This is a genomic window from Martinezella calliandrae (assembly GCF_030272695.1).
Classification (GTDB): Bacteria; Pseudomonadota; Alphaproteobacteria; order Rhizobiales; family Rhizobiaceae; genus Rhizobium; species Rhizobium calliandrae.
The window spans coordinates 65358-85684 of record NZ_JARFYN010000014.1; the positions used below are offsets into that span (position 1 = coordinate 65358).

At 59.0% G+C, this 20327-nt stretch carries 22 protein-coding genes and 1 tRNA gene; 8 read left to right on the top strand and 15 right to left on the bottom strand.

Features of this window, described 5'->3' with window-relative positions:
• Positions 1-34: 34 nt before the first annotated feature.
• From PY650_RS13130 to PY650_RS13145, 4 genes are read right to left on the bottom strand one after another with little or no spacing between them, the layout of a single operon-like run.
• Positions 35-1381 carry an NAD(P)/FAD-dependent oxidoreductase gene (locus PY650_RS13130; RefSeq protein WP_285879698.1) on the bottom strand — a complete coding sequence of 449 codons (1347 nt, stop codon included), beginning with the start codon at positions 1379-1381 and terminating at the stop codon, positions 35-37.
• Entirely contained in the window at positions 1378-2895 is a 1518-nt protein-coding gene (locus PY650_RS13135; RefSeq protein ID WP_285879700.1) for an aldehyde dehydrogenase, read from the bottom strand. Before PY650_RS13135 ends, PY650_RS13130 begins: the two co-directional genes overlap by 4 nt.
• Positions 2888-3799: a dihydrodipicolinate synthase family protein gene (locus PY650_RS13140; RefSeq protein WP_285879701.1), complete on the bottom strand. Its 912-nt coding sequence runs from the start codon at positions 3797-3799 to the stop codon at positions 2888-2890. Before PY650_RS13140 ends, PY650_RS13135 begins: the two co-directional genes overlap by 8 nt.
• Entirely contained in the window at positions 3796-4506 is a 711-nt protein-coding gene (locus PY650_RS13145) for a GntR family transcriptional regulator (RefSeq protein WP_285879702.1), read from the bottom strand. The genes PY650_RS13140 and PY650_RS13145 overlap by 4 nt, the downstream gene beginning before the upstream one ends.
• A 156-nt stretch (positions 4507-4662) precedes the next feature.
• Between PY650_RS13145 and PY650_RS13150 the strand changes: the two genes are divergently transcribed.
• On the top strand, positions 4663-5079 hold the full coding sequence (locus PY650_RS13150) for a response regulator transcription factor (protein ID WP_285879703.1): 417 nt from the start codon (positions 4663-4665) through the stop codon (positions 5077-5079).
• A 38-nt stretch (positions 5080-5117) separates the two neighbouring features.
• Entirely contained in the window at positions 5118-5813 is a 696-nt protein-coding gene (locus tag PY650_RS13155) for a VIT1/CCC1 transporter family protein (protein WP_285879704.1), read from the top strand.
• A 164-nt stretch (positions 5814-5977) separates the two neighbouring features.
• On the opposite strand, the gene PY650_RS13160 is transcribed toward PY650_RS13155, so the two are convergent.
• Positions 5978-6062 (bottom strand) — tRNA-Leu (locus PY650_RS13160).
• Positions 6063-6755: 693 nt separating this feature from the next.
• On the opposite strand from PY650_RS13160, the gene ilvA reads away from it, so the two are divergent.
• The gene (gene ilvA / locus PY650_RS13165) at positions 6756-8006 is read left to right on the top strand and encodes a threonine ammonia-lyase (RefSeq protein WP_285879705.1); all 1251 of its coding nucleotides are present in this window, start codon (positions 6756-6758) and stop codon (positions 8004-8006) included.
• Positions 8007-8043: 37 nt separating this feature from the next.
• Positions 8044-8385 carry an HlyU family transcriptional regulator gene (locus tag PY650_RS13170; RefSeq protein WP_285879706.1) on the top strand — a complete coding sequence of 114 codons (342 nt, stop codon included), beginning with the start codon at positions 8044-8046 and terminating at the stop codon, positions 8383-8385.
• 76 nt (positions 8386-8461) lie between these two features.
• Here the strand turns inward: PY650_RS13170 and PY650_RS13175 are convergent, their stop codons facing one another.
• Positions 8462-9238: an SDR family NAD(P)-dependent oxidoreductase gene (locus PY650_RS13175; RefSeq protein ID WP_285879707.1), complete on the bottom strand. Its 777-nt coding sequence runs from the start codon at positions 9236-9238 to the stop codon at positions 8462-8464.
• Positions 9239-9344: 106 nt separating this feature from the next.
• On the opposite strand from PY650_RS13175, the gene PY650_RS13180 reads away from it, so the two are divergent.
• Positions 9345-9932 carry a TetR/AcrR family transcriptional regulator gene (locus PY650_RS13180; RefSeq protein WP_285879708.1) on the top strand — a complete coding sequence of 196 codons (588 nt, stop codon included), beginning with the start codon at positions 9345-9347 and terminating at the stop codon, positions 9930-9932.
• Positions 9933-9982: 50 nt separating this feature from the next.
• Here the strand turns inward: PY650_RS13180 and PY650_RS13185 are convergent, their stop codons facing one another.
• The gene (locus PY650_RS13185; protein ID WP_285879709.1) at positions 9983-10597 is read right to left on the bottom strand and encodes an FMN-dependent NADH-azoreductase; all 615 of its coding nucleotides are present in this window, start codon (positions 10595-10597) and stop codon (positions 9983-9985) included.
• Between the two features lie 134 nt (positions 10598-10731).
• Between PY650_RS13185 and PY650_RS13190 the strand changes: the two genes are divergently transcribed.
• The gene (locus PY650_RS13190) at positions 10732-11700 is read left to right on the top strand and encodes a LysR family transcriptional regulator (protein ID WP_285879710.1); all 969 of its coding nucleotides are present in this window, start codon (positions 10732-10734) and stop codon (positions 11698-11700) included.
• Positions 11701-11754: 54 nt separating this feature from the next.
• Here PY650_RS13190 and PY650_RS13195 read toward each other — a convergent pair whose 3' ends face one another.
• From PY650_RS13195 to PY650_RS13205, 3 genes are all read right to left on the bottom strand, one after another.
• Positions 11755-13743: a bifunctional 2',3'-cyclic-nucleotide 2'-phosphodiesterase/3'-nucleotidase gene (locus PY650_RS13195; protein WP_285879711.1), complete on the bottom strand. Its 1989-nt coding sequence runs from the start codon at positions 13741-13743 to the stop codon at positions 11755-11757.
• A 135-nt stretch (positions 13744-13878) separates the two neighbouring features.
• Positions 13879-14238 (bottom strand): PilZ domain-containing protein, encoded by a 360-nt coding sequence (locus PY650_RS13200; protein ID WP_285879712.1) that lies wholly within the window; start codon positions 14236-14238, stop codon positions 13879-13881.
• A 117-nt stretch (positions 14239-14355) separates the two neighbouring features.
• Positions 14356-14592 (bottom strand): hypothetical protein, encoded by a 237-nt coding sequence (locus PY650_RS13205; protein WP_285879713.1) that lies wholly within the window; start codon positions 14590-14592, stop codon positions 14356-14358.
• 330 nt (positions 14593-14922) lie between these two features.
• On the opposite strand from PY650_RS13205, the gene PY650_RS13210 reads away from it, so the two are divergent.
• A complete protein-coding gene (locus PY650_RS13210; RefSeq protein WP_285879714.1) occupies positions 14923-15726 on the top strand; it encodes an endonuclease/exonuclease/phosphatase family protein in 804 nt (267 codons plus the stop codon).
• 6 nt (positions 15727-15732) lie between these two features.
• Here the strand turns inward: PY650_RS13210 and PY650_RS13215 are convergent, their stop codons facing one another.
• Positions 15733-16194 carry an Lrp/AsnC family transcriptional regulator gene (locus tag PY650_RS13215; protein WP_285879715.1) on the bottom strand — a complete coding sequence of 154 codons (462 nt, stop codon included), beginning with the start codon at positions 16192-16194 and terminating at the stop codon, positions 15733-15735.
• A 151-nt stretch (positions 16195-16345) separates the two neighbouring features.
• Between PY650_RS13215 and ald the strand changes: the two genes are divergently transcribed.
• On the top strand, positions 16346-17464 hold the full coding sequence (ald, locus tag PY650_RS13220) for an alanine dehydrogenase (RefSeq protein WP_285879716.1): 1119 nt from the start codon (positions 16346-16348) through the stop codon (positions 17462-17464).
• A 93-nt stretch (positions 17465-17557) separates the two neighbouring features.
• Here the strand turns inward: ald and PY650_RS13225 are convergent, their stop codons facing one another.
• The 4 genes from PY650_RS13225 to PY650_RS13240 all read right to left on the bottom strand — a co-directional run bounded on the left by PY650_RS13225 (position 17558) and on the right by PY650_RS13240 (position 20324).
• Positions 17558-18031, bottom strand: coding sequence for a DUF1203 domain-containing protein (locus PY650_RS13225; protein ID WP_285879717.1), 474 nt, complete (start codon positions 18029-18031; stop codon positions 17558-17560).
• 72 nt (positions 18032-18103) lie between these two features.
• Complete coding sequence (locus tag PY650_RS13230) at positions 18104-18616, bottom strand: GNAT family N-acetyltransferase (RefSeq protein WP_285879777.1); 513 nt, start codon at positions 18614-18616, stop codon at positions 18104-18106.
• A gap of 59 nt (positions 18617-18675) precedes the next feature.
• A complete protein-coding gene (gene sseA / locus PY650_RS13235) occupies positions 18676-19533 on the bottom strand; it encodes a 3-mercaptopyruvate sulfurtransferase (RefSeq protein ID WP_285879718.1) in 858 nt (285 codons plus the stop codon).
• Positions 19534-19586: 53 nt separating this feature from the next.
• The gene (locus PY650_RS13240) at positions 19587-20324 is read right to left on the bottom strand and encodes an alanyl-tRNA editing protein (RefSeq protein ID WP_285879719.1); all 738 of its coding nucleotides are present in this window, start codon (positions 20322-20324) and stop codon (positions 19587-19589) included.
• Positions 20325-20327: the final 3 nt, after the last annotated feature.

Sequence of the window (20327 nt, forward strand, 5' to 3'; positions counted from 1 at the left end):
GGACGGCTCAGTCTTCACATTGCGCGGCGGGGGATCATCCCTCGCGGCCTGCGCGCAATTCCTGCCAACGGATCACTGAATTGATGCCCAGCCAGGCGAGCGGCTCCGGCGGGAGCCGCGAAGGCTCGGCGTGATCCATGTATTTTGTTAGTTGCGGCGAGGTGATGCCTGTTGCCAGTTCCGCCGCCATCATGCCGGCGAGTGTGCTCTTCACGGTGCCAAGGCCGTTCTCGCAGCAGGCCGAGAAAAAGCCCTCTTCCACTTCACCGAATGCAGGCACGTGATTGAGGCTGAGACACAGACGTCCGGCCCAGCTATGTTCGAATGGTATTCCCTTCAAACCGGGAAACCTGCCGCCGAGAGAGCGTCGATGCTCTTCGGCCATCTTCGCCATCCGCCGCTCTGTCAATGCGACTGTCATGTCGTAGGTGTATTTCGTACGGATCGCGATGCGCGACTGGCCGCGGGAGGTGATCTTCCGGATGGTCGCCCCCATGGCGTCGGCGGGAAGAAGGGCCCATTTGTCTCGGCCCGTCGCCCTGGGACCGATGTCCTCTGCGGGTAGGGGCGCTGTCATCGATGCGTAAGCGAAAATGTGCATCAGACGCTGGCGATAATAGCCGAAGTCGTCGATGTGGCCATTGACGCCGGCTATGACCTTCGGCGTGGTAACACGGCCCTTTGGAGAGATCGCCGTCCAGCTTCCGCCTTCACGTTTCAGCGACGTAACAGGAGAGTGTTCGAAAATGTCGATCTTTCCCGAAAGGCCGCCTGCGAGACCGCGGATGTAATCGGCGGGTTGGATCAGAACCGCCCCGGGCGTGTACACTCCGCCAAGGTAATAGTCGGAACCGGTAATCTCGCGCATCTGCTTTGCATCGAGAAAGCTATGCTTCTCCCCGGCGTTCCTCAGCGATTGCCCGAAGCTCACATTTAGCTTCATTCCGCGAGAGCTTGCCGCGGCATTGATCTTGCCCGCAGGATCGAACGTCTCGCGACACATTCCGTATTCTGCCGCCACCTCAGAGGCGAAGGCGATTGCGGCGCGGTTCTGGGCTATTTCCAGTTGAGTAGCTTCCGCGCCGCCGCTGGAATATTTGCCGGAGGAGAGATTGTGCGGGACATCGATCATAAAGCCCGAATTTCGTCCCGCCGTGCCTTTGCCAGCCTCGCTCGCCTCCAGGAGCACGATCTTGTCGTTGGGCCGAAGTTGAAGCAGGCGTCGGGCCGCGGAGAGCCCGGCAAATCCGGCCCCAATGATCAACCAATCGGCGGTCATGTCTCCTTCCAGGGTCCGGACGGGGAACGAGCGCTGACTGATCGCCTCCCAGCCCGAGACGCCGTTTTCGACCGGCAGGCGCTTGACCGGCTTCGTGATCATCGGATCGTCTCGTCCACCGATCGGTCGGATACGTCGATCCAGATCGTCTTCAGTTCGCAGTAGTTGTCATGCGCGAAGACAGACTTGTCGCGCCCGCCGAAACCGGATTCCCTGTAGCCACCGAACGGTGTCGTGGCGTCGCCCTCGCCGAAGCAGTTGACGGTCACGACGCCCGCCCGGATTTCGCGCGACAGTCTGATCGCCTTTCGCAGGCTGCCGGTATAGACGGAGGCTGTCAGGCCGTAGTTCGTGTCATTGGCAAGAGCGATCGCTTCGGACAGATCTTCAAAGGTGGTCACCGAAAGGATCGGCCCGAATATCTCTTCCTTGAATAGCCGGCTTGCCGGCGTCACCCCTTCGACGACCGTCGGCTCGATGAAGATGCCCTTCTGCGTATCGCCACCATGGGCAACCGATAGATTTTCGGTCTTCACGTCGTCGAGGAAGGACTTCACCTTCTCGAAATGGTTCTTGCTGACGAGCGCTCCGATGCGGTTTTCCGGGTCCAGAGGGTCGCCGGTCTTCCAGTCGCGCATATATGCGCCGATGCGCTCGAGGAGCTCGTCTTTGATACTGGATTGCACGATAAGGCGGGAAGTTGCCGAGCAGTTCTCGCCCATGTTCCAGAACGCGCCATTGACGACCTGTTCGGCGACAAGGTCGAGATCCTCGGCGTCTTCGAGTACCACGGCAGGGTTCTTGCCGCCGCATTCGAGGACGACGCGCTTGAGGTTGGAATCGGCCGCATAGCGGAGGAAGCGACGCCCGGTCGGGGTCGATCCCGTAAAGGCCACCATGTCAACGTCCATGTGCATGCCGATCGGCTCGCCCACATCCTTGCCGCTGCCGGTAACGACGTTGAAGACGCCGGCAGGAATACCGGCCTCGCAGGCGAGCTCGGCGGCACGCAGCGTGGTGAGCGAGGTTTCCTGGGCCGGCTTGACGATCACCGAACATCCGGCGGCGAGTGCCGGGCCGATCTTCCAGGCCAGCATCAGAAGCGGAAAGTTCCACGGCAGCACGCATCCGACGACACCAACGGGTTCGCGCACGACGAGCGTCAGCGCGTTGGAGCCGACCGGCGCGGTGTTGTCATAAAGCTTGTCGATCAGTTCGGCGTGCCAGCGGATCGTGTGGATCGTGTCCGGTATGTCGACGCTCTGGCACTCGCGGATCGGCTTGCCGCTGTCGAGGCTTTCCATCACGGCAAGCTCGTGACGGTTTTCTTCGAGAAGCTTGGCGAACTTGAGGAGCGCTGCCTTCCTTTCGCCGGGCGACTGCAGGCGCCAGCGGCCGTCGTCGAAGGCGTCCTTTGCCTTGGCGACAGCGTAGTCGACATCTCTCGCGTCGCAGGCTGCCACCTCGGCAAGGATCTCACCGGTCGCCGGATTGGTGGTCGTGAACGTCTTGCCCGCATTCGCCGGACGAAACGACCCATCGACAAAGGCGTTGGAGGGCAGCGAAATTTCCGAGGCGATCGCCCTGTACTCAGCGGCTGTCAACGGTTCATGCATAATTGGCTCCCGCGGTGATCTGAGCGACCGTGCGCTTCAAGGTAGCGACGACAGTCTGAAGGGTTCTTTTCTCGTCCGAGTTCAAGCCGCGCAGCGGCGCACGAACGGGACCCGCTTTCAGGCCGATGATCTCGCAACCGTGCTTGATGCTCTGGACGAACTTGCCAGTCTCGAGGAAATCCATGAGCGGCAGCATCGCGGACATGATCGCGCGACCCTTGTCGAAGTTCTTCTCCAGCACGCAAGCTTCATAGAGCGCGACGTGTTCCCGGGGCAGGAAGTTGGAGCCGGCACAGACCCAGCTTTTGGCGCCCCAGGCGAAGAACTCGAGCGCCTGGTCGTCCCAACCGCAGGAGAGCGCGATGTGGGGGTACTTTCGGGCGAGCAGATGAAGGTTGGCCATGTCGCCGGAGCTTTCCTTGATCGCCACGACGTTTCTGGATTTGCCGACCCGGGAAAAATACTCGTTTCCCATCATGACGCCCATGCGGGCCGGGTAGTTGTAAAGCATCATCGGGAGGTTCGCCGCGCGATCGACGGTGAGGGCGTGGATGGCGTTTTCTCGTTCGGTCGGCAATGCGTAGGGGGGCGACGATACGAGAATGGCGTCCGCGCCGATCTCCTTTGCCGACTTTGCATATTCGACGGAATCCTCCGTCCGCGTCGCACCGGTGCCGATGATCAACGGCGTCCGGTTGCCGATGACGTCCTTGGCGTATGCGCCGAGATCGAAGCGCTCCTGGGGGCTTTGGGCGTAATATTCCCCGGTCGATCCGCCCACGATAATGCCGTGGACCCCTGCTTCCATAAGGGACTCGAGAACTGCCGCAAATGCCGGGCGGTCTATCTGCCCGTCCTGCCCGAGCGGCGTGATCGCAGGGGTGTAGATGCCTTCGAACTTCACAACGATTTCTCCATCAGTTCAGCGGGCACGTCGACGAGCGCGTCAGCCTTCATCCCCTGCGGCGCGATGAACATCTCCATGTTCTCGCGCGACAATTCCCAGTGCTCGAAGACGAGATCGACGACGGTATCCTCGTCGTGCTTGTTGATAGCCGCAATGAAGCCGTCATGGTGCTCGACCGCGAGCTGAAGGCGCTGGCGCATGTCGTCGTTCCTGGGGCGGAAGAAGGTGTGTCCGATCCGTGCGTGGTCGATCAGAAGGCGGCCGAGGCTCGGCTGCAGATAGGCATTGCCGGACATCTCACCGATGATCTCGTGGAACCGGTTGTTCTCAAGCACCATGCCCAAGGCGTCTCCCGAGTTGGTCGCAGAGCGAAACCGCTCCTGCGTGTCCTTCAGGTCGACAAGCTGCTTGGGCTTGAAGTTCTGCACGGCCAGACGTCCGATGGCCGCATAGATCATCGGCGCGACGAGAAAGAAGTGCCGCAGCGTCTGGTGGTTCATTGGGCTGACGCGCGCGCCCCGGTTGGCCCGGATATCGATGTATCCTTCCCCCTCGAGGCGCCGAAAGATTTCCCGCACCGGTGTGCGGGATAGGCCGTAACGCTCGCCGAGGCTGACCTCGTCCAAGTCTTCGTCCGGATCGAGTTCCATTGTGAGGATTTTACGTTTCAGGTCCTCGTACAGACCGCTTTTTCCGTTTTTCACTGAAAATCTCCGCCTGAACCATCGCGACAAGGATTTCGCCCATGTCGATGCCCGAAATTCTCACACGGATTCTCGGGAGTCAATAGGATTGTATAATCTAGTTATACATAGCGTATGATGGAAAAATACAAACTCCCACACTGGTGTTCTTTCGCGATGAAGGATGGCGCCATAGAGTTCCCGACCAAGCCATTCCGTGATCAGGACCTGCTGGATGCCATCCACCAGGGAATCCGAAATGATACCTGGCGGCGCGCTGAAGACGATGTTAACTCCGACCTTCGACACCGTTGGCTTGATTTCACTGCGGGCGAGCAAGACCTTATGCGGCTGGTGTTCCGCGGCTTGTTGAACGAGCAGATCGCTACTGCTCTTGGCGTGAGCGAAATCACGGTAAAGGTCCGGCGCGGCCAGGTCATGCGCAAAAATGCAGGCTGGGACACTCGCCGACCTGATCAGGATTTCGGGCCGACTGAGGGAATAGCTGGAGCTTCAGTTGCACCAGCTGCGTCTTCGTCCCTCCGATGCAGAGGGAAAGAAGCCTATGAAATTCTGAGATCCTCTAATGTATAAGACAGCATCGACTGTCGGCCTTTGGAGAAGGAAATCAGATGAGCCGTCATCAAGTGGAACATCATCTTATCAACCGCATCGGGTGGCTTCGAGCCGCTGTGCTGGGCGCGAACGACGGAATCATATCCACGGCGAGCTTGATGGTTGGAGTGGCATCGGCAGCGACGTCATCAAGCGCTGTCCTGGTGACCGGCATTGCCGGACTTGTGGCGGGCTCGATGTCGATGGCTGCCGGCGAATATGTTTCCGTGAGTTCCCAGGCCGACACCGAGCGGGCCGACCTCGCAAGAGAAAAACGCGAGCTTGCGACCGACCACGATGCGGAAGTTAAGGAACTTGCGGCCATTTATGCGGAGCGCGGCGTCGAGCCGACACTCTCCATCCAAGTTGCCGAGCAACTGATGGTAAGGGACGCGCTGGCAGCCCATGCTCGTGACGAACTGGGCATCTCCGATGCGATTTCCGCTAATCCGATCCAGGCTGCACTGACCTCCGCGGCAACTTTTGCCGCAGGGGCGATCCTGCCGATTTTGGCCGCTCTCATTGCGCCGAGGGATATCCTCGTTCCTGCAGTGTTCGGCGTGTCGCTCGTCGTCCTCGCTCTGCTAGGTGCCGTCGGCGCCAGGGCCGGGGGAGCCGAGATGTTCAAACCCATGGTGCGAGTGGCCGTTTGGGGCGCGATAGCGATGGCCGTCACGGCCGGCATTGGCGCACTGATCGGCAAATCCGTGTGAAGTTCGCAGCACCGGGAGCACCTTTGCCATGGATCGAAACGTTGCTACGGGTGATGATTGCGAGCAGGAGCCACCGATGAAGGAAAGCAGCTGCCGTGTCGTGTGTCAAACTTAACGCCGGGGTAGGATCAAGCAGCGAACCGATTTCATAAAATCTTTCAATATGGTGCGGACGACGGGGGTCGAACCCGTATACCCGAAGGTGAGGGATTTTAAGTCCCTTGCGTCTACCAGTTTCGCCACGTCCGCATGCCTTTCCCTTCAAGCACTTGAGCGATTCAGTCAAGCGATTGTTCGCTTATATATTCTTGCCTGCCGATTTGGATGGGCCGGGTTTAGCGGCCGCTTCTTCGGTAGGGAAATTTCTCAGACGATTCTCGAGGTATGTATCCAGGCAATAATTCTTCAGAAAATTCTTTTCGCTACCCAGATATGAGCAGGTCTTTTGGGCGTCCTGTAGCAATGCTCTCGCTTGTTTCGGCGCCACGCTGACTGTTCTCGTCGATCCTCGTCCCTGCGTTTCACACGAAGCCAGCGAAAAGGCCAAAATAACCGCGATGACTAACTCTCCCGAAATATCTGGAAAGCCGGATGCCATTTTTCCAATGCTTTCACAATGAGATGCGCGCATCCGGCCTGACGACGTGGCAGTGTTCCAGCCTGGCCCAACAAGCGAAGCCCGCCGGCACCGGGGGACCGGATTGGAGCGGGCTTCTAACCATCGTCATGACGGCTGGCTCGCATTGGAGGCAGGCCTTCCTTTCCTGTCAATTCGAAGATCTTGTGTTGCGACCTGATGTAACATGGTGGCGCCAAACATGGCAGTTGTGCGCTTATAGTCGTAATCGCCCGGACGGGACACAAAGCGCGACAAAGAGGCTTTCTTAACTCAGGTTTCCTGTGTCATAGCGAAGGTGGATTGAACAGGAACGGATTAAGCCCGTGGACAAGCAAGATGTTTTCAATGCCACGGAGGCCATGCGTGGCCTCTTTCCCGCAACGCCGCTGCGGCTGAACGAGCATCTTTCCGCTCGCTATGGTGCGGAAATCTGGCTGAAGCGCGAGGATCTGACGCCTGTGCGCTCCTACAAGATTCGTGGCGCCTTCAATTTCTTCCGCAAGGTGATTGCCGCGGGCGGTACCGGCAAGACCTTCGTCTGCGCCTCGGCCGGCAATCATGCGCAGGGTTTTGCCTTCGTCTGCCGCCATTTCGGGGTGCCGGGCGTGGTCTACATGCCGGTGACAACGCCGCAGCAGAAGATCGACAAGACCCGCATGTTCGGCGGTGAGTTCATCACCATCAAACTCTTCGGTGACTTCTTCGACCAATGCTACCAGGCAGCGCGCGAGCACGTGCAGCACATAGACGGCGTCATGGTGCCGCCTTTCGATCACGCGGATATTATCGAGGGACAGGCGACGGTCGCGGCTGAAATCGCCGAGCAATTGCCGGATGGCGTCGTGCCGGACTGCATCGTTCTGCCCGTCGGCGGCGGTGGATTGGCGGCCGGCATCACCTGCTTTTTTGCCGATCGCCTTGCCAAGGACACCTTCGTCTTCGCCGAGCCGGAGGGAGCACCGAGCCTCAGGCGCAGCATGGAGGCGGGGCGGGTGGTGACGCTGGCGAAGGTCGACAATTTCGTCGACGGCGCAGCGGTCGGCCGCATCGGCGACCTCAATTTCGCCGCCCTGAAGGGGTTTGCGGCCGAGCAGGTCATGCTGATCCCCGAAAATGCCATCTGCGTGACGATCACCGATATGCTGAATGTCGAAGGCGTCGTGCTGGAGCCCGCCGGCGCACTGGCGATTACAGCGCTGGAGCTGATGGATCGTGAGGGCATTCGCGGCAAGACGATTGTCACGGTCGTCTCCGGCGGCAATTTCGATTTCGAGCGTCTGCCCGACGTCAAGGAGCGCGCCATGCGCTATGCCGGGCTGAAGAAATATTTCATCCTGCGCCTGGCACAGCGTCCCGGCGCGCTGCGCGATTTCCTCAACCTGCTGGGTCCGGACGACGATATCGCCCGCTTCGAATATCTGAAGAAGAGCGCGCGCAATTTCGGCTCCATCCTGATCGGTATCGAGACCAAGAACCCCGACAATTTCAAGCAGCTTGTCGAGAATTTCGAGCGCTCGGGCATGGGCTATCAGGACATCACCGAAAACGACATCCTGGCGAACCTGATTATTTAACTTTGCCACCCCACGTCCTTCATGCTAAAGGCGAACCATGGCTTCGATCTTGTCGAATATTCTCTCTATTTTCACCGGCGGCGGCGCTGCGACGACGAGCGCCGAAAAGGCCGGCGGTTCCTCCGTCACGGCTGAGCCGCAGGTGCATAACGGCTGTACGATCTACGCGACGCCGCAGCGCGAAGGCAATCAGTTCCGCTTGATGGGCCGAATCGAGAAGGAAGTGAACGGCGAGGTCCTGGTGCGCAATTTCATCCGCGCCGATGTTTTCACCTCGTCGGACGATGCGCTTGATTCGACCTTCCGCAAGGCGCAGCAGATCATCGACCAGAACGGGCCGTCGTTGTTCGGCGACGGCGAGAAGGTTCGCCAGGTCTGATCCGGACTTGACCAGTAATCCGGAACAACAAGGCCGCCGGAAGGCGGCCTAATTATTTTGTGGCTTGTATTTGCCCTTACGCCGTGCGGAAAAGCTTGGCACCCGACGGAGCGCTGGTCGCGCCGCCGTCGACAGTGATCTCGATGGCCGTAACATTCCTGGAATCGTCCGATGCGAAATAAAGGGCCGCGTTGGCGATCTCGTCGGCCTCGCTCATACGGCCCAGGGGGCTCAGGCTGCCGAAGCGTGCTTCCAGGGCGTCCTTGGCGTCTTCCGTCATCGCCCGTGTATTCCAGATCGGCGTCTTGGTGGCGCCGGGCGTGACCTGGTTGACGCGGATGCCGCGCGGGGCCAGTTCGGATGCCAGGTTACGGGTCATTGCGCGGACGGCGCCCTTGGTGCCGGCATAAGCGGAATAGCCGGGGATACCGAGAACGGCATGCACGGAGCCGTTGAGGATTACCGATCCACCGTCGTTCAGATGCGGCAACGCAGCCTGCACCGTGAAGAAGACGGCGGTGAAGTTGGTGCGCACTACCGTCTCGAACTGCTCGAGGGTGGTCTTTCCAACAGCGGTTTCGCCAGCGATCCCGGCATTGGCGAAGACGATGTCGAAATTGCCAAGCTTTTGAGCCGCTTCGGCAAAGGCTTTCTCAGTGGCTACAACGTCTGTGACGTCGACCTGCAATGCCAATACGTCGCCGCCAAGCTCTTCGGCGGCGGCGGCAAGGGTCTTCGGATTGCGGCCGGTGATGGCAACCTTGGCACCCTCGGCGAGGAAGAGGCGGGCGGTCGCAAAGCCGATGCCGCTGTTTCCGCCAGTGATGATGGCAACTTTGTTCTTCAGGCGCATGTTCGTATCTCCTATTGGCTTCAACGGCGATCTGGATTATGATCGTTCTCTATAAGGATTACGATCGTAATCTACATTCGTCAAGATGCTCTGAGGAGATTTTTCGATGGGCCATTCGCAGTTGGAAAAGCAGAAGACACATGAGCGGATCGTGACGCTCGCCGCCAAACGTCTGCGAGAGGAGGGGCTGGAAGGTATCGGCGTTGCCGATCTCATGAAGGAGGCGGGCCTGACGGTCGGCGGTTTCTACAAACATTTTGCCTCCCGGGACGAGCTGGTTGCCGAAGCCGTTCAGTCGGCCGTGGAATCGTGGCGGCGGCAAATGGAGGGGAAGGGGATCGATCCGGCGGATGTGCCGCTGGAAGATTATGCCGACGGCTATCTCAGCGTTCGCCATCGCGACCACCGCGGCGAGGGCTGCGCCTATGCTGCGTTGATGGCCGACATTGCCCGCAGCGGCGCAGCTGTCCGGGCGATTGCGACGGAGGGTATACGGAAAAACATCGACTCGATGACGGCGCGCATGCCGCAACCGGGTACCGCAGACGCGCGGCGCAATGCCATCATCGCCTCATGCCTCATGACAGGTGCTGTTGGCCTTGCACGCGTGGCAGACGATGAAGAGATTTCCAACGAAATTCTGGAAGCCGCGAAGAGCTTCGTGAAGGAATTGGGAAGGGGCGACGGGAAATAAAAAGCGGCCAGTGGGGACCGGCCGCTCTTAAGGATTTGCTGTTTGGAGGCTTACGCGGCCAATGCCAGCTCGGATGCGCGGGCCTGGGCAGCGCCGATTGCCTTTTCAACGGCTTCAGGACCGAATGCGAGGCCTTCGACATACACCGTTTCGACATCGGTGATGCCGATGAAACCGAGAACCGACTGCAGGTAGGGAACGGCATGGTTGAGCGGAGCAGCCGGGCCTTCAGAATAAACACCGCCGGAAGCAAGAACGATATAGGCCTTCTTGCCGGTCGCCAGACCTTTCGGGCCTGTTTCCGTGTAGGTGAAGGTGCGGCCGGCGCGGGCGACGTTATCGATCCAGGCCTTCAGCGACGAATAAATGTTGAAGTTGATGAGGCCGGTGCCGATGACGACGGTGTCGGCGGCAAGCAGTTCGTCCACCAGCGCGTCAGAAACCTTGACGGCTTCGGCCTGTTCGGGCGTGCGAGCCTCTACCGGGGTCCGGATGGCGGCGGTGAAGAGCTCATCGATATGCGGCAGCGGCGCGAGGGCCAGATTGCGGTGCACGATCGTCTTGCCCGGGTTCTGGGCCTTGATCTTGTCGGCAAGCTCGCTGGCGATCTTAGTAGAGAGCGAGTCGCTGCGCGGGCTGGAAGTCAGTAGCAGGATGGAGGACATGGTTATGTTCCTTTTCAATGGGTTGCGGGAACCAGGCAAAGTCTGGCTGCCGTTCGAGAAAAGAAATAAGGCTGCAGTGCCATCGAAAAAACTGTGATAATATGGATTGGAATTATCGATAGAATGGATGGCCTATGCTTCCCAATCCGACCCTAGACCAGCTGCAGGTTTTTCTTACCGTTGCCGAGTCCGGCAGCTTTTCGGCCGCCTCGCGCGCCCTCAACCGTGCGCAATCGGTCATTAGCTATACGATCGCCAATCTCGAAGCTCAACTTGAAGTGCCGCTGTTCGAGCGCTCCGGCTCCCGCCAACCGACGCTGACGGATGCGGGCCGAGCCATGCTTGAGGATGCGCGCCGCATCCTCTCCGATCTCGAGGTGATGCGCGCTCGCGTCAAAGGTTTGAAAGCCGGGCTTGAGGCGGAAGTGGCTGTGGCGATTAGCATCATGGTGCCGACAGTTGCGACGGTCGAAGTGCTCAGCGAGTTTCGCGACCGCTTCCCGTTCGTATCGCTACGCCTCGACACAGGCGAACTCGGCACGATGATGGATCTCGTCGCCAGCGGTAAGTCGACGATCGGTATTGGCGGCGCGGTGCTGAAACAGGATGATTCGCTCGTTATCGAGCGCATCGGCCACTCCTTCATGGTTCCGGTCGCGTCGCCCCATCATCCGCTTGCTCAGATCCGGAGGCCGTTGACACTTGCCGATGTGCGCGAGGAGGTGCAACTGGTTGTTACAGATGCCTCGGGTCTCACGAATGGAAAGGATTTCAACGTCCTGTCCTATAAGACCTGGCGCGTCAGCGACATCGCGACGAAGCATCAATTGATGCGCGGCGGGCTAGGCTGGGGTGGGCTACCGGCGTCGCTCATCGTGGAAGACCTGCAGAAGGGCCGGTTGGTGCGCCTGGACCTTGATGCGTACGACCAGAGCGAATATCCGATCTATGCCGTCCATAAGCTTGCCAATCCTCCCGGCCCTGCCGCTGCCTGGATGATTGAAGCCTTCAGCGCGCGTCTTTCAAACTGCCCGAATCAGGCGGATTTCAACGCGGCCGTAGAAATGTTCCATCCGAACGAGGAGCAATTGGCGGCAGAGTGAAAACCCTCTCCCCGGGTAGGGGGAGAGGGTCAAGTTGAAGTATCAGCTGGAAATTTAGAGCACGAGCCGGAAATTGCGGAAACCGTCGGTGCCTTCGCCGGCATTCTCGATCTTCACGCTCTTCACATCGGCAAGAAAATCCCTGGCCCTGGGCGAGCTCTGGAATATGACCGTGGTGCCCGGCAGCGGCTTGAAGGTCCAGTTGCCGTCGGCGGTCGGATTAATCGTGCCCTGGTTACGGACATAGCGGACGATGACGTCGCGGTTGGTGTCCGGAGCCTGGTAGACGACCTTGTCCGAAGCAATCTCCGGGAAATTGCCGCCGCCACCGGCGCGATAATTGTTGCTGACGACGAGGAATTTTTGAGCCGGATCGATCGGCTTTCCGTCGAATTGCAGGTTCTGAATACGATTTGAGTCGGGGTTCAGCAACTTGCCGTCGTCGCCGAAGCGGCGTGGCTGCGATATGTCGATCTGATAGGTCACGCCGTCGATGACATCGAAGTTGAACGATGGGAAGCTATCGTTGAGCAGGGCGGCATCCCTGGCGCCCGGCTGGATCTGATTGAACATCGCCGCCGACATTTCCAGCCAGTTCTTCACTTGTGCGCCGTTGATGACGACTGCTTGCACCGTGTTCGGATAGAGATAGAGGTCGGCGACATTCTTGATAGCAATATTGCCGGCAGGAACGTCGGTGTAATAGTCGACGCCGTTGCGCCCGCCGCATTTGAAGGGGGCGGCCGCTGAAAGCACCGGCAGATCCTTGTACTGCGTCTCCTTCAGCATGTCTTTGATGTACCAGGTCTGCGCCTGGCTTACGATCTGCACCGAAGGGTCGTCAGCGACGAGAGCGAAGTAGGAATAGAGCGGCGCCGATGTCTTGCCGACCGGGGTGCGGACGTAGGTGAGTGTTGCTTCATGCTCGGTCTTGGCTGCTTCGACCACTTCCTTATTGTCGGCGACATCGGCAACGATCTTCTTCTTGTCGTCGCGGTGATAGATCGGCCGAGCTTCGGAGGTGAAGTCGACGATTTTCCAGCTGTTGCCGTCTTTCTCCAGCAGCAGATCGATGAGGCCGAGATGCGAGCCCCAGAAGCCGGCCATAACGGCGGGTTTGCCCTGCAAGGTGCCCTTGACCGGATCGGCATTCTTGATGCCGTCCCAGGTCTTCGGGCCGGGGAAAACGAGATGCTGGTGGCCGGTAAAGATTGCGTCGATGCCGTCGACAGCAGCAACATAGAGCGAGGCGTTTTCCATTTTGTCGGCCGGGCCGCTGCCGTCGATGCCGGAATGCGAGAGGGCGATGACAATATCGGCGCCTTCTTCCTTCATCACCGGAACCCAGGCCTTGGCCGCCTCGACGATATCGCGCGTCTGCGCCTTGCCTTCGAGATTCTTGATGTCCCAGAGCATGATCTGCGGCGGCACGAAGCCGATGAAGCCGATCTTGATCGTGTTTTCATTGCCGGCGCCGTCCTTGATCTTCTTTTCGACGATCAGATAGGGCTTGAAGAACAGGTCGTCCTTCTTCGGGTCGGAGGCGAGCTGGCCTTTGGTCAGGTTAGCGCAGACGAAGGGGAAGTTCGCACCGCCCAGAACCTTGAACATAAAGTCGAGGCCATAGTTGAACTCGTGATTTCCGAGCGTGCCGACCTCATAGCCGAGCGTGTTCATCGCCTTGATCACCGGATGGATGTCCCCGTCCTTCATGCCGTGCTGATAGGCCATGTAATCGCCCATCGGATTGCCCTGTAGCACGTCGCCATTGTCGATCAGAAGCGAATTGGTGGCTTCCGCGCGGATATTGTCGATGATCGTTGCAGTACGCGTAAGGCCCATAGTGTCGTTCGGCTTGTCGGCGTAGTAGTCATAGGGGAAGACGTTGACATGGATGTCGGTCGTTTCCATGAGGCGCAGATGCGCCTGATTGCTGGCCGCGCGAGCGGCGAACGGATGCAGCACGATCAATGCCGCGGTGGCGCTGAGGCCCTGCAGCAAGGAACGGCGCGACATGCTGGGCAATTCCAGAATGGAAGACATGAAACACTCCTTCGACAACGAATCTATGGCCCCTCGATCACCATGCGGGTGACGGAGATTAAGATGATTTTTGAAGGTGTGCACTACCAATATGACAGACTTATTGTGGGCCCGGCGCCCAGGGAAAAGAAGCTGTCAACGCTTGAGAACCGGCTGTATGTCCTTGTGGAAAAAGCGGAAATAGGAGGCAACCTGAGCGGACGCGTTGGAGGTGGGATCGAATTCGATGCCGATCCGGCCGCTGTGGGTCCAGCGCACGACGCCGTCCAATATGCCGATCTCGTCGCACTCGACGCGAACCTTGCTGCCGGCGGCGGCATAGATTGGCGATAGCAGGTCGAGCGCGATACCGTCGGTGGAAATATCGACGATCCGGCCCGCGACCGCCTTTGCGAAATATCGAACGCGCCCCATCAACCGGACACGCTTGCGGGGCGAACGCCTCGTCTTGATTTTCAGATTGCTCTGAGCGAGCGACTTTGAAATCGGCTGCATGACTGACCTCCCTATATACGTGTTTCCGAAAACACGAATAGCAGGCATTCGTTGAAAGGCCCTTAGGACGACCGTTAAAATTGAAAATCATCCGTTCCGATCCGGGCTAGGCTTATCCTAACGTTTCAGTACCGGGCTAAAGTCCTTGTGATAGAAGCGGAAATAGGCCGCTACCTGTGCTGCCGCGTTGGACGACCCGTCGAATTCAACGCCGATCAGTCCGCCTCTGAGCCATCGCACGGTACCCTCCAAGGCGCCAAGTTCCCGGCACTCGATCCGGACTTTGCTGCCGCGAATGCCGCTAAACGGTCCGCCGAGATCGAAGGTGATGCCCGGTGTCGAAATATCGGACACCTGTCCCAGGCGTGGACCTGCCGAGATAGGTCAATGTTGATCGGGCACGCGTACGGGTCGCCCGCCGTGCCTTTTGCGTCGAAGTGTTTGATAAGTAAAGGTTAATTTGAGAAGGCATAAAATTAACAATGGTTAAATTTCCCCGCTGCCATCGTTAATTTTTGCGACTTAAGGCAAAGCTAGCGAAATTGTTAAAGTGCGACCTAAGTTGTTGTTCTCCAGGTTTGAAAGGTTAATTTGGATTTGGGGACGAATGACGCGTTATGCGAAAGTAAATATATGTAACCTCGGCAAGCAGGTTGAGTTGAAGGGTTTTAGGGAGAAATAGCTTTGCGTATTGTTTCGCTAAATGTTTGGGGTGGCCTGCTGCATGAGCCGCTGATGCGGTATTTGGTCGAAGCCGAAGCTGATGTTCTGTGCCTTCAGGAGGTCACGCGCACCCAAGGCGCGCACCCCGACTGGCTTGACTATCGTGACCATGGCGTCGAACTTCCGCAGCGAGCCAATCTTTTCGAGGAGATCGGCGCAGCCCTACCCACGCACGACGCCTTCTTCAGCCCGACCGCGCGGGGCGATCTATTCGATGGCGAGGAGCGAGTTGTATCCGAATTCGGCCTGGCGACCTTTGTCCGCAAGTCCTATCCGGTAATCGGCCAGGCATCGGACTTTGTGCATGGGGAATTTTCCGCTGGAGGATGGGGGGCGCATCCGCGGTCGCGCAATGCGCATTGCATTCGGCTTTTCGACTATGAAAAGGGGTTTGCGATCACCATCGCGCAAATCCACGGCTTGCGCGACATCGACGGCAAGGGTGACACGCCGGACCGCCATGCCCAGGCGGATGCATTGGTGAAGCTCATCGGGCAGGTTCGAAAGGGCGATGAGCGACTGGTCGTCTGCGGCGACTTCAATGTTCTGCCGGGAAGCGTAACCTTCGACGCCCTGGGCGCATTGGGGCTTTCCGATCTCATCACCTCGCGCGGCCACCGCGATACGCGAACCTCCTATTACCGCAAGGAGCCGCGTTTCGCCGACTATATGCTGGTGACACCCGCAGTGGAGGTGATTGCATTCGACGCCGTCGCCGAGCCTGAAGTTTCTGACCACCGCGCCTTGCTGCTGGATCTGCGGTAGCGCGGCTCAAAGACCGACATTTGGCCGGTCGATGATTTCGCGCAGGGCGAAGCTGGAATTGATCTTCACCACATGCGGCAGGGCCGAGAGCCAGTCGCGGTGAATACGTTCGTAGTCCTCGAGATCGCGCGCGGCGACGCGCAGGATATAATCATATTCGCCGGACATGAGATAACAGACGAGCACGTTCGGGCAGCGTTTCACCGCGGCCTCGAATTCCGACAGCGTTTTCGCAAACTGGCCGGAAAGCGAGATGTGCACGATGGCAATCATCTTGTAGTCCAGCTCCTTGTGCGACAGCCGTGCGTGATAGCCGCCGATGACCCCGTCCTTTTCCAAAATGTCGAGGCGACGCGAGCACGCCGATGGCGATAGGCCCACCTTTTCGGCTAGCTCTGCATTCGTGATCCTGGCGTTCTGCTGCAGCACCCGCAAGATCGAACGATCCATGGTGTCTATATTCGCCATTCGAAGATCCTTCGAAAAATTCCTCTTCTGCGCAATAATTCACGAATAATAGCCATTTTGCAAATTGTCTTTGCAAGGACATTTCAAAGCGGAGGTGGTCTCATTCCGAATGGAACAGTTGCAAACCAGATAAGCATTCAGGGAGAAAAAAATGCGCGTCGGTTGTCCGAAAGAAATCAAGAATCATGAATATCGAGTTGGTCTGACGCCCGCATCCGTCCGCGAATATGTCGCCCATGGTCATGAAGTCTGGGTCGAGACCAAGGCTGGAGCGGGCATCGGCGCTGACGATCACGCCTATATTGCTGCCGGCGCTAAGATCGCCGCCAGCGCCAAGGACATTTTCGAAAAGTGCGACATGATCGTGAAGGTCAAGGAGCCGCAGCCTTCCGAATGGGCGCAGCTACGCGATGGCCAGCTTCTCTATACTTATCTGCATCTCGCGCCCGATCCGGAACAGACCAAGGGGCTGCTCGCCTCCGGCGTCACCGCGGTCGCCTATGAAACCGTTACCGACGAGCGCGGCGGCCTGCCGCTGCTGGCGCCGATGTCGGAGGTCGCCGGCCGTTTGTCGATCCAAGCCGGTGCAACCGCGCTGCAGAAAGCCAATGGTGGGCTTGGCATCCTGCTTGGCGGTGTACCCGGCGTCTTGCCGGCTAAGGTCGCCATCATCGGCGGCGGCGTCGTCGGCCTGCATGCCGCCAAAATGGCGGCCGGGCTCGGCGCTGACGTCAGCATTCTCGATCGTTCATTGCCTCGCCTGCGCCAGTTGGACGATATCTTCAACGGCCGTGTCCATACCCGTTATTCCAGCATCCAGGCGTTGGAAGAAGAAGTCTTCGCCGTCGATCTCGTCATCGGCGCCGTGTTGATCCCCGGTGCCGCCGCACCGAAGCTGGTCACTCGCGAAATGCTGTCCGGCATGAAGAAGGGGTCCGTGATCGTCGACGTCGCCATCGATCAGGGCGGCTGTTTCGAGACCTCGCATGCGACGACCCATTCCGACCCGACCTACATGGTCGAAGGCGTCGTGCATTATTGCGTGGCCAATATGCCAGGCGCGGTCCCCGTGACTTCCGCCCACGCGTTGAACAACGCCACGATCTATTACGGCCTCGCTCTTGCAGATCGCGGCCTGCGCGCCATCGCTGAGGACAAGCACCTGCGCAATGGCCTCAATATTCACAAGGGTCGCGTCACGAATAAGCCGGTTGCCGAAGCGCTCGGATATGAAGCCTTCGCACCGGAAAGCGTCTTGAACGTTGCGTAAATCCGCATCACTCTCACGTCAGATGGAGGCGCCGGCATCCGTATATGCCGGCGCCTGCTTTTTGCTACGCTGCTAGTGGCGCATATCCCTTGGTTATGTGCGATCGATCCGGCACTGGTAGCAATTATTGCTCGCTGAGCGGACATGCACGTAGGCGATTCCCTCGCGTCTCAAGAGCTCGGCAGCATAGGCCCTGATGTCACCGACTGGTGTCACTGCGCCGGTGCCATAGATGATGCGGTTGTTTTCGCCGTAGCCACGCACAATGAAATCCGGACTCGTCGTCAGTATGAGCGGCAGGACTTCCGCAGCCACGTAACGGTCGCAGGGTATTTTATGCAGGAAGATCGGCCCGGTCTCGGCATAAGGCTGCAATTCCGGAAACGGCCGGTAGGCGAAAACAAATAGCTCCTCGCCCGCATCGATGTTCCGCAGGCAATGGCGGCAGGGATGGCCGGGGCCGTCAGAGATGATTGTCTCCGGTCGGTGACCATAGGCATCTATACCGCCATTCCAGAGGGCTTCGGCATCCGCCGTGGGCATGGCGACAAAGGCAACGGTGGACATGACAAATCTCCTTCTTTGGGGTTCGTCATGTGATGCGCCGCGACAGAGGGAGAAGCCACCCGATTCCTGCGGCTAGCTTTTCTTCGCCAGCTCCAGCAATTCCCTGTCGCTCAGCGGCCGCACGATGCCTTCGCCGGTCGAGACAGGGGAGAAGCCGAACATCTGATAGAGTTGAAGCGCTCGCGGATGGTCGAGATTGTTGGTGGTGGTTGTGATGCGTTGCGGGCTCAGCGTCCACATGGCGTAGAGTGCCTGCAACAGGAACCATTTGCCGATGCCGAGGCCGAGGGCGTGCTCGATCAGGCCGAAATGGCTGAGCTCGATCGTCTCCTCGTCCTCACGGAAATACTCGAAAAAGCCGGCGGGAGCGCCGTTGACATAGAGCACGCTGATGTCGTTGCGCTGGTCGTGAAGGACTGCCGTCAACTCCTCGTCGTGCATGCGAAGCCGGTCGACCCAATGCCAGCGCGCCCCGACCTGGCGATAGAGATAGCGGTAAAAAGGCAGCGGAATGCCAGGTGAGCGCATGATTGCCGTCTGGATATTGACGGGCACGGGCAGGCTCGCCTTTGGCGGCGCGGTCATTTCCAGCCGGGTGATATGGACTTTGAGCGATGATGGCGTTTTCACTTGGGCCGCGCCACTCAGTCTTTGCCGGTGACGATAGGTGTGTCTGGCCGGCTGCCCCATTCCGACCAGGAGCCGTCATAGAGCCGGTTGGCACCATGGCCGAGCGATTCCAGCGCCAACGTGATGATGGCGGCAGTGATACCAGAGCCGCAGGTGGTCACCACAGGTTTTTCGAGATCTATGCCGGCCTTCTCGATTGTCTCCCGCAGTTCCGGCAGCGACTTGAACTCGCCGTTTTCGGCCAAGCTGCCGGACGGCAGGCTTTTGGCGCCCGGCATATGACCGGAGCGCATGCCTTCGCGCGGCTCCGGCTCGGTGGCAGCGAAGCGGCCGGCACTGCGGGCATCGGCAATCTGCTGGGAGCCGCTCTCGACGATCTCAAGCATCTCATTGAAGGGGACAACACGGGCGGCATTGAATTGCGGCCTGAAGGTAGCAGGGGCGAATGCGGGCAGGGCGGTTTCCAGCGGTCGTCCTTCCGCCTTCCAACCGTCCAAGCCGCCGTCGAGCACGAAGACATTTGGGGCGCCCATGGCGACATGGAACAGCCACCAGACGCGCGGTGAGGCGAAGACGCCGGGGCCATCATAGACGACGATGCGATCGGTCTCGCTGATGCCGAGCTTGCCGACCTCGGCCGCAAAGAATTCCGGCAAAGGCACCATGTGCGGCAGACCGGCGGAATGATCGGCAATCTTATCCTGATCGAAGCGGATGGCGCCGGGAATATGGCCGCTGGCATATTCGGCATCGGCATCGCGCTTCTGCGCCGGCAGATAGAAGGACGCATCGAGGATGCGCAGATCCTTGGCACCCAGTTCGTTCTGCAGCCAATCGGCGGATACGACGAAACGGCTTTTCTCCGCTGTCATGATCATCTCTCCCTGATTTATATCGGGCCTAATTTATTCCAAGAATCGTCAGCTCAAGCTTCGTCGGTGGGCGCGCCGAAACGGATGCGGAACCGGCGATTCTCTTTGCCCTTCTTCTCGATCTTGGCGATGTATATTGCACCGACTTCCTGCGTCTCCGACACATGTGTGCCGCCGCAGGGCTGGCTGTCAACGGCAGAGTTCTCGCCGATGCAGACAAGGCTGACGCGACCGAGGCCAATCGGCGGGCGCACATTCTTGGACTTGACGATACCCGGATTGGCTGCAAGCTCCTCATCCGTGATCCACTGGACGAAAACGGGATGGTTCTCGTTGACGAGCGACATCATCTTCGCCGTCACTTCGTCCTTGTCGATTGTCTCGCTCATGTCGAAATCGACGCGGCTCTCGTCTTCGCCGACGGCCGCGCCTGTGATCGGAAATTGGCAAACGACCGAGAGCAGGTGGCAGGCCGTGTGCATACGCATCAGCCTGTAGCGGCGCGGCCAGTCGACATGGAGCACTAGCTTCTCGCCGACGGCAGGCTGCGCTTCGCCCTCGAGCGGCACATGGATGATGATATCCTTCGTCAACCCGTGCTTGGTCTGGCCGAGCGCAATTCTCGAACCGTCTGCGCGCTCGAAGAAACCGATGTCACCCGGCTGCCCGCCGGACGTGGCGTAAAAACAGGTCTGATCGAGCTCGATGCCCCCATCCTCGTGAATTGCGGCTACGACAGCTTCGGCGGTCGAGAGATAGAAATCGTCGCGATAGAGGGCATTCACTGACATAAG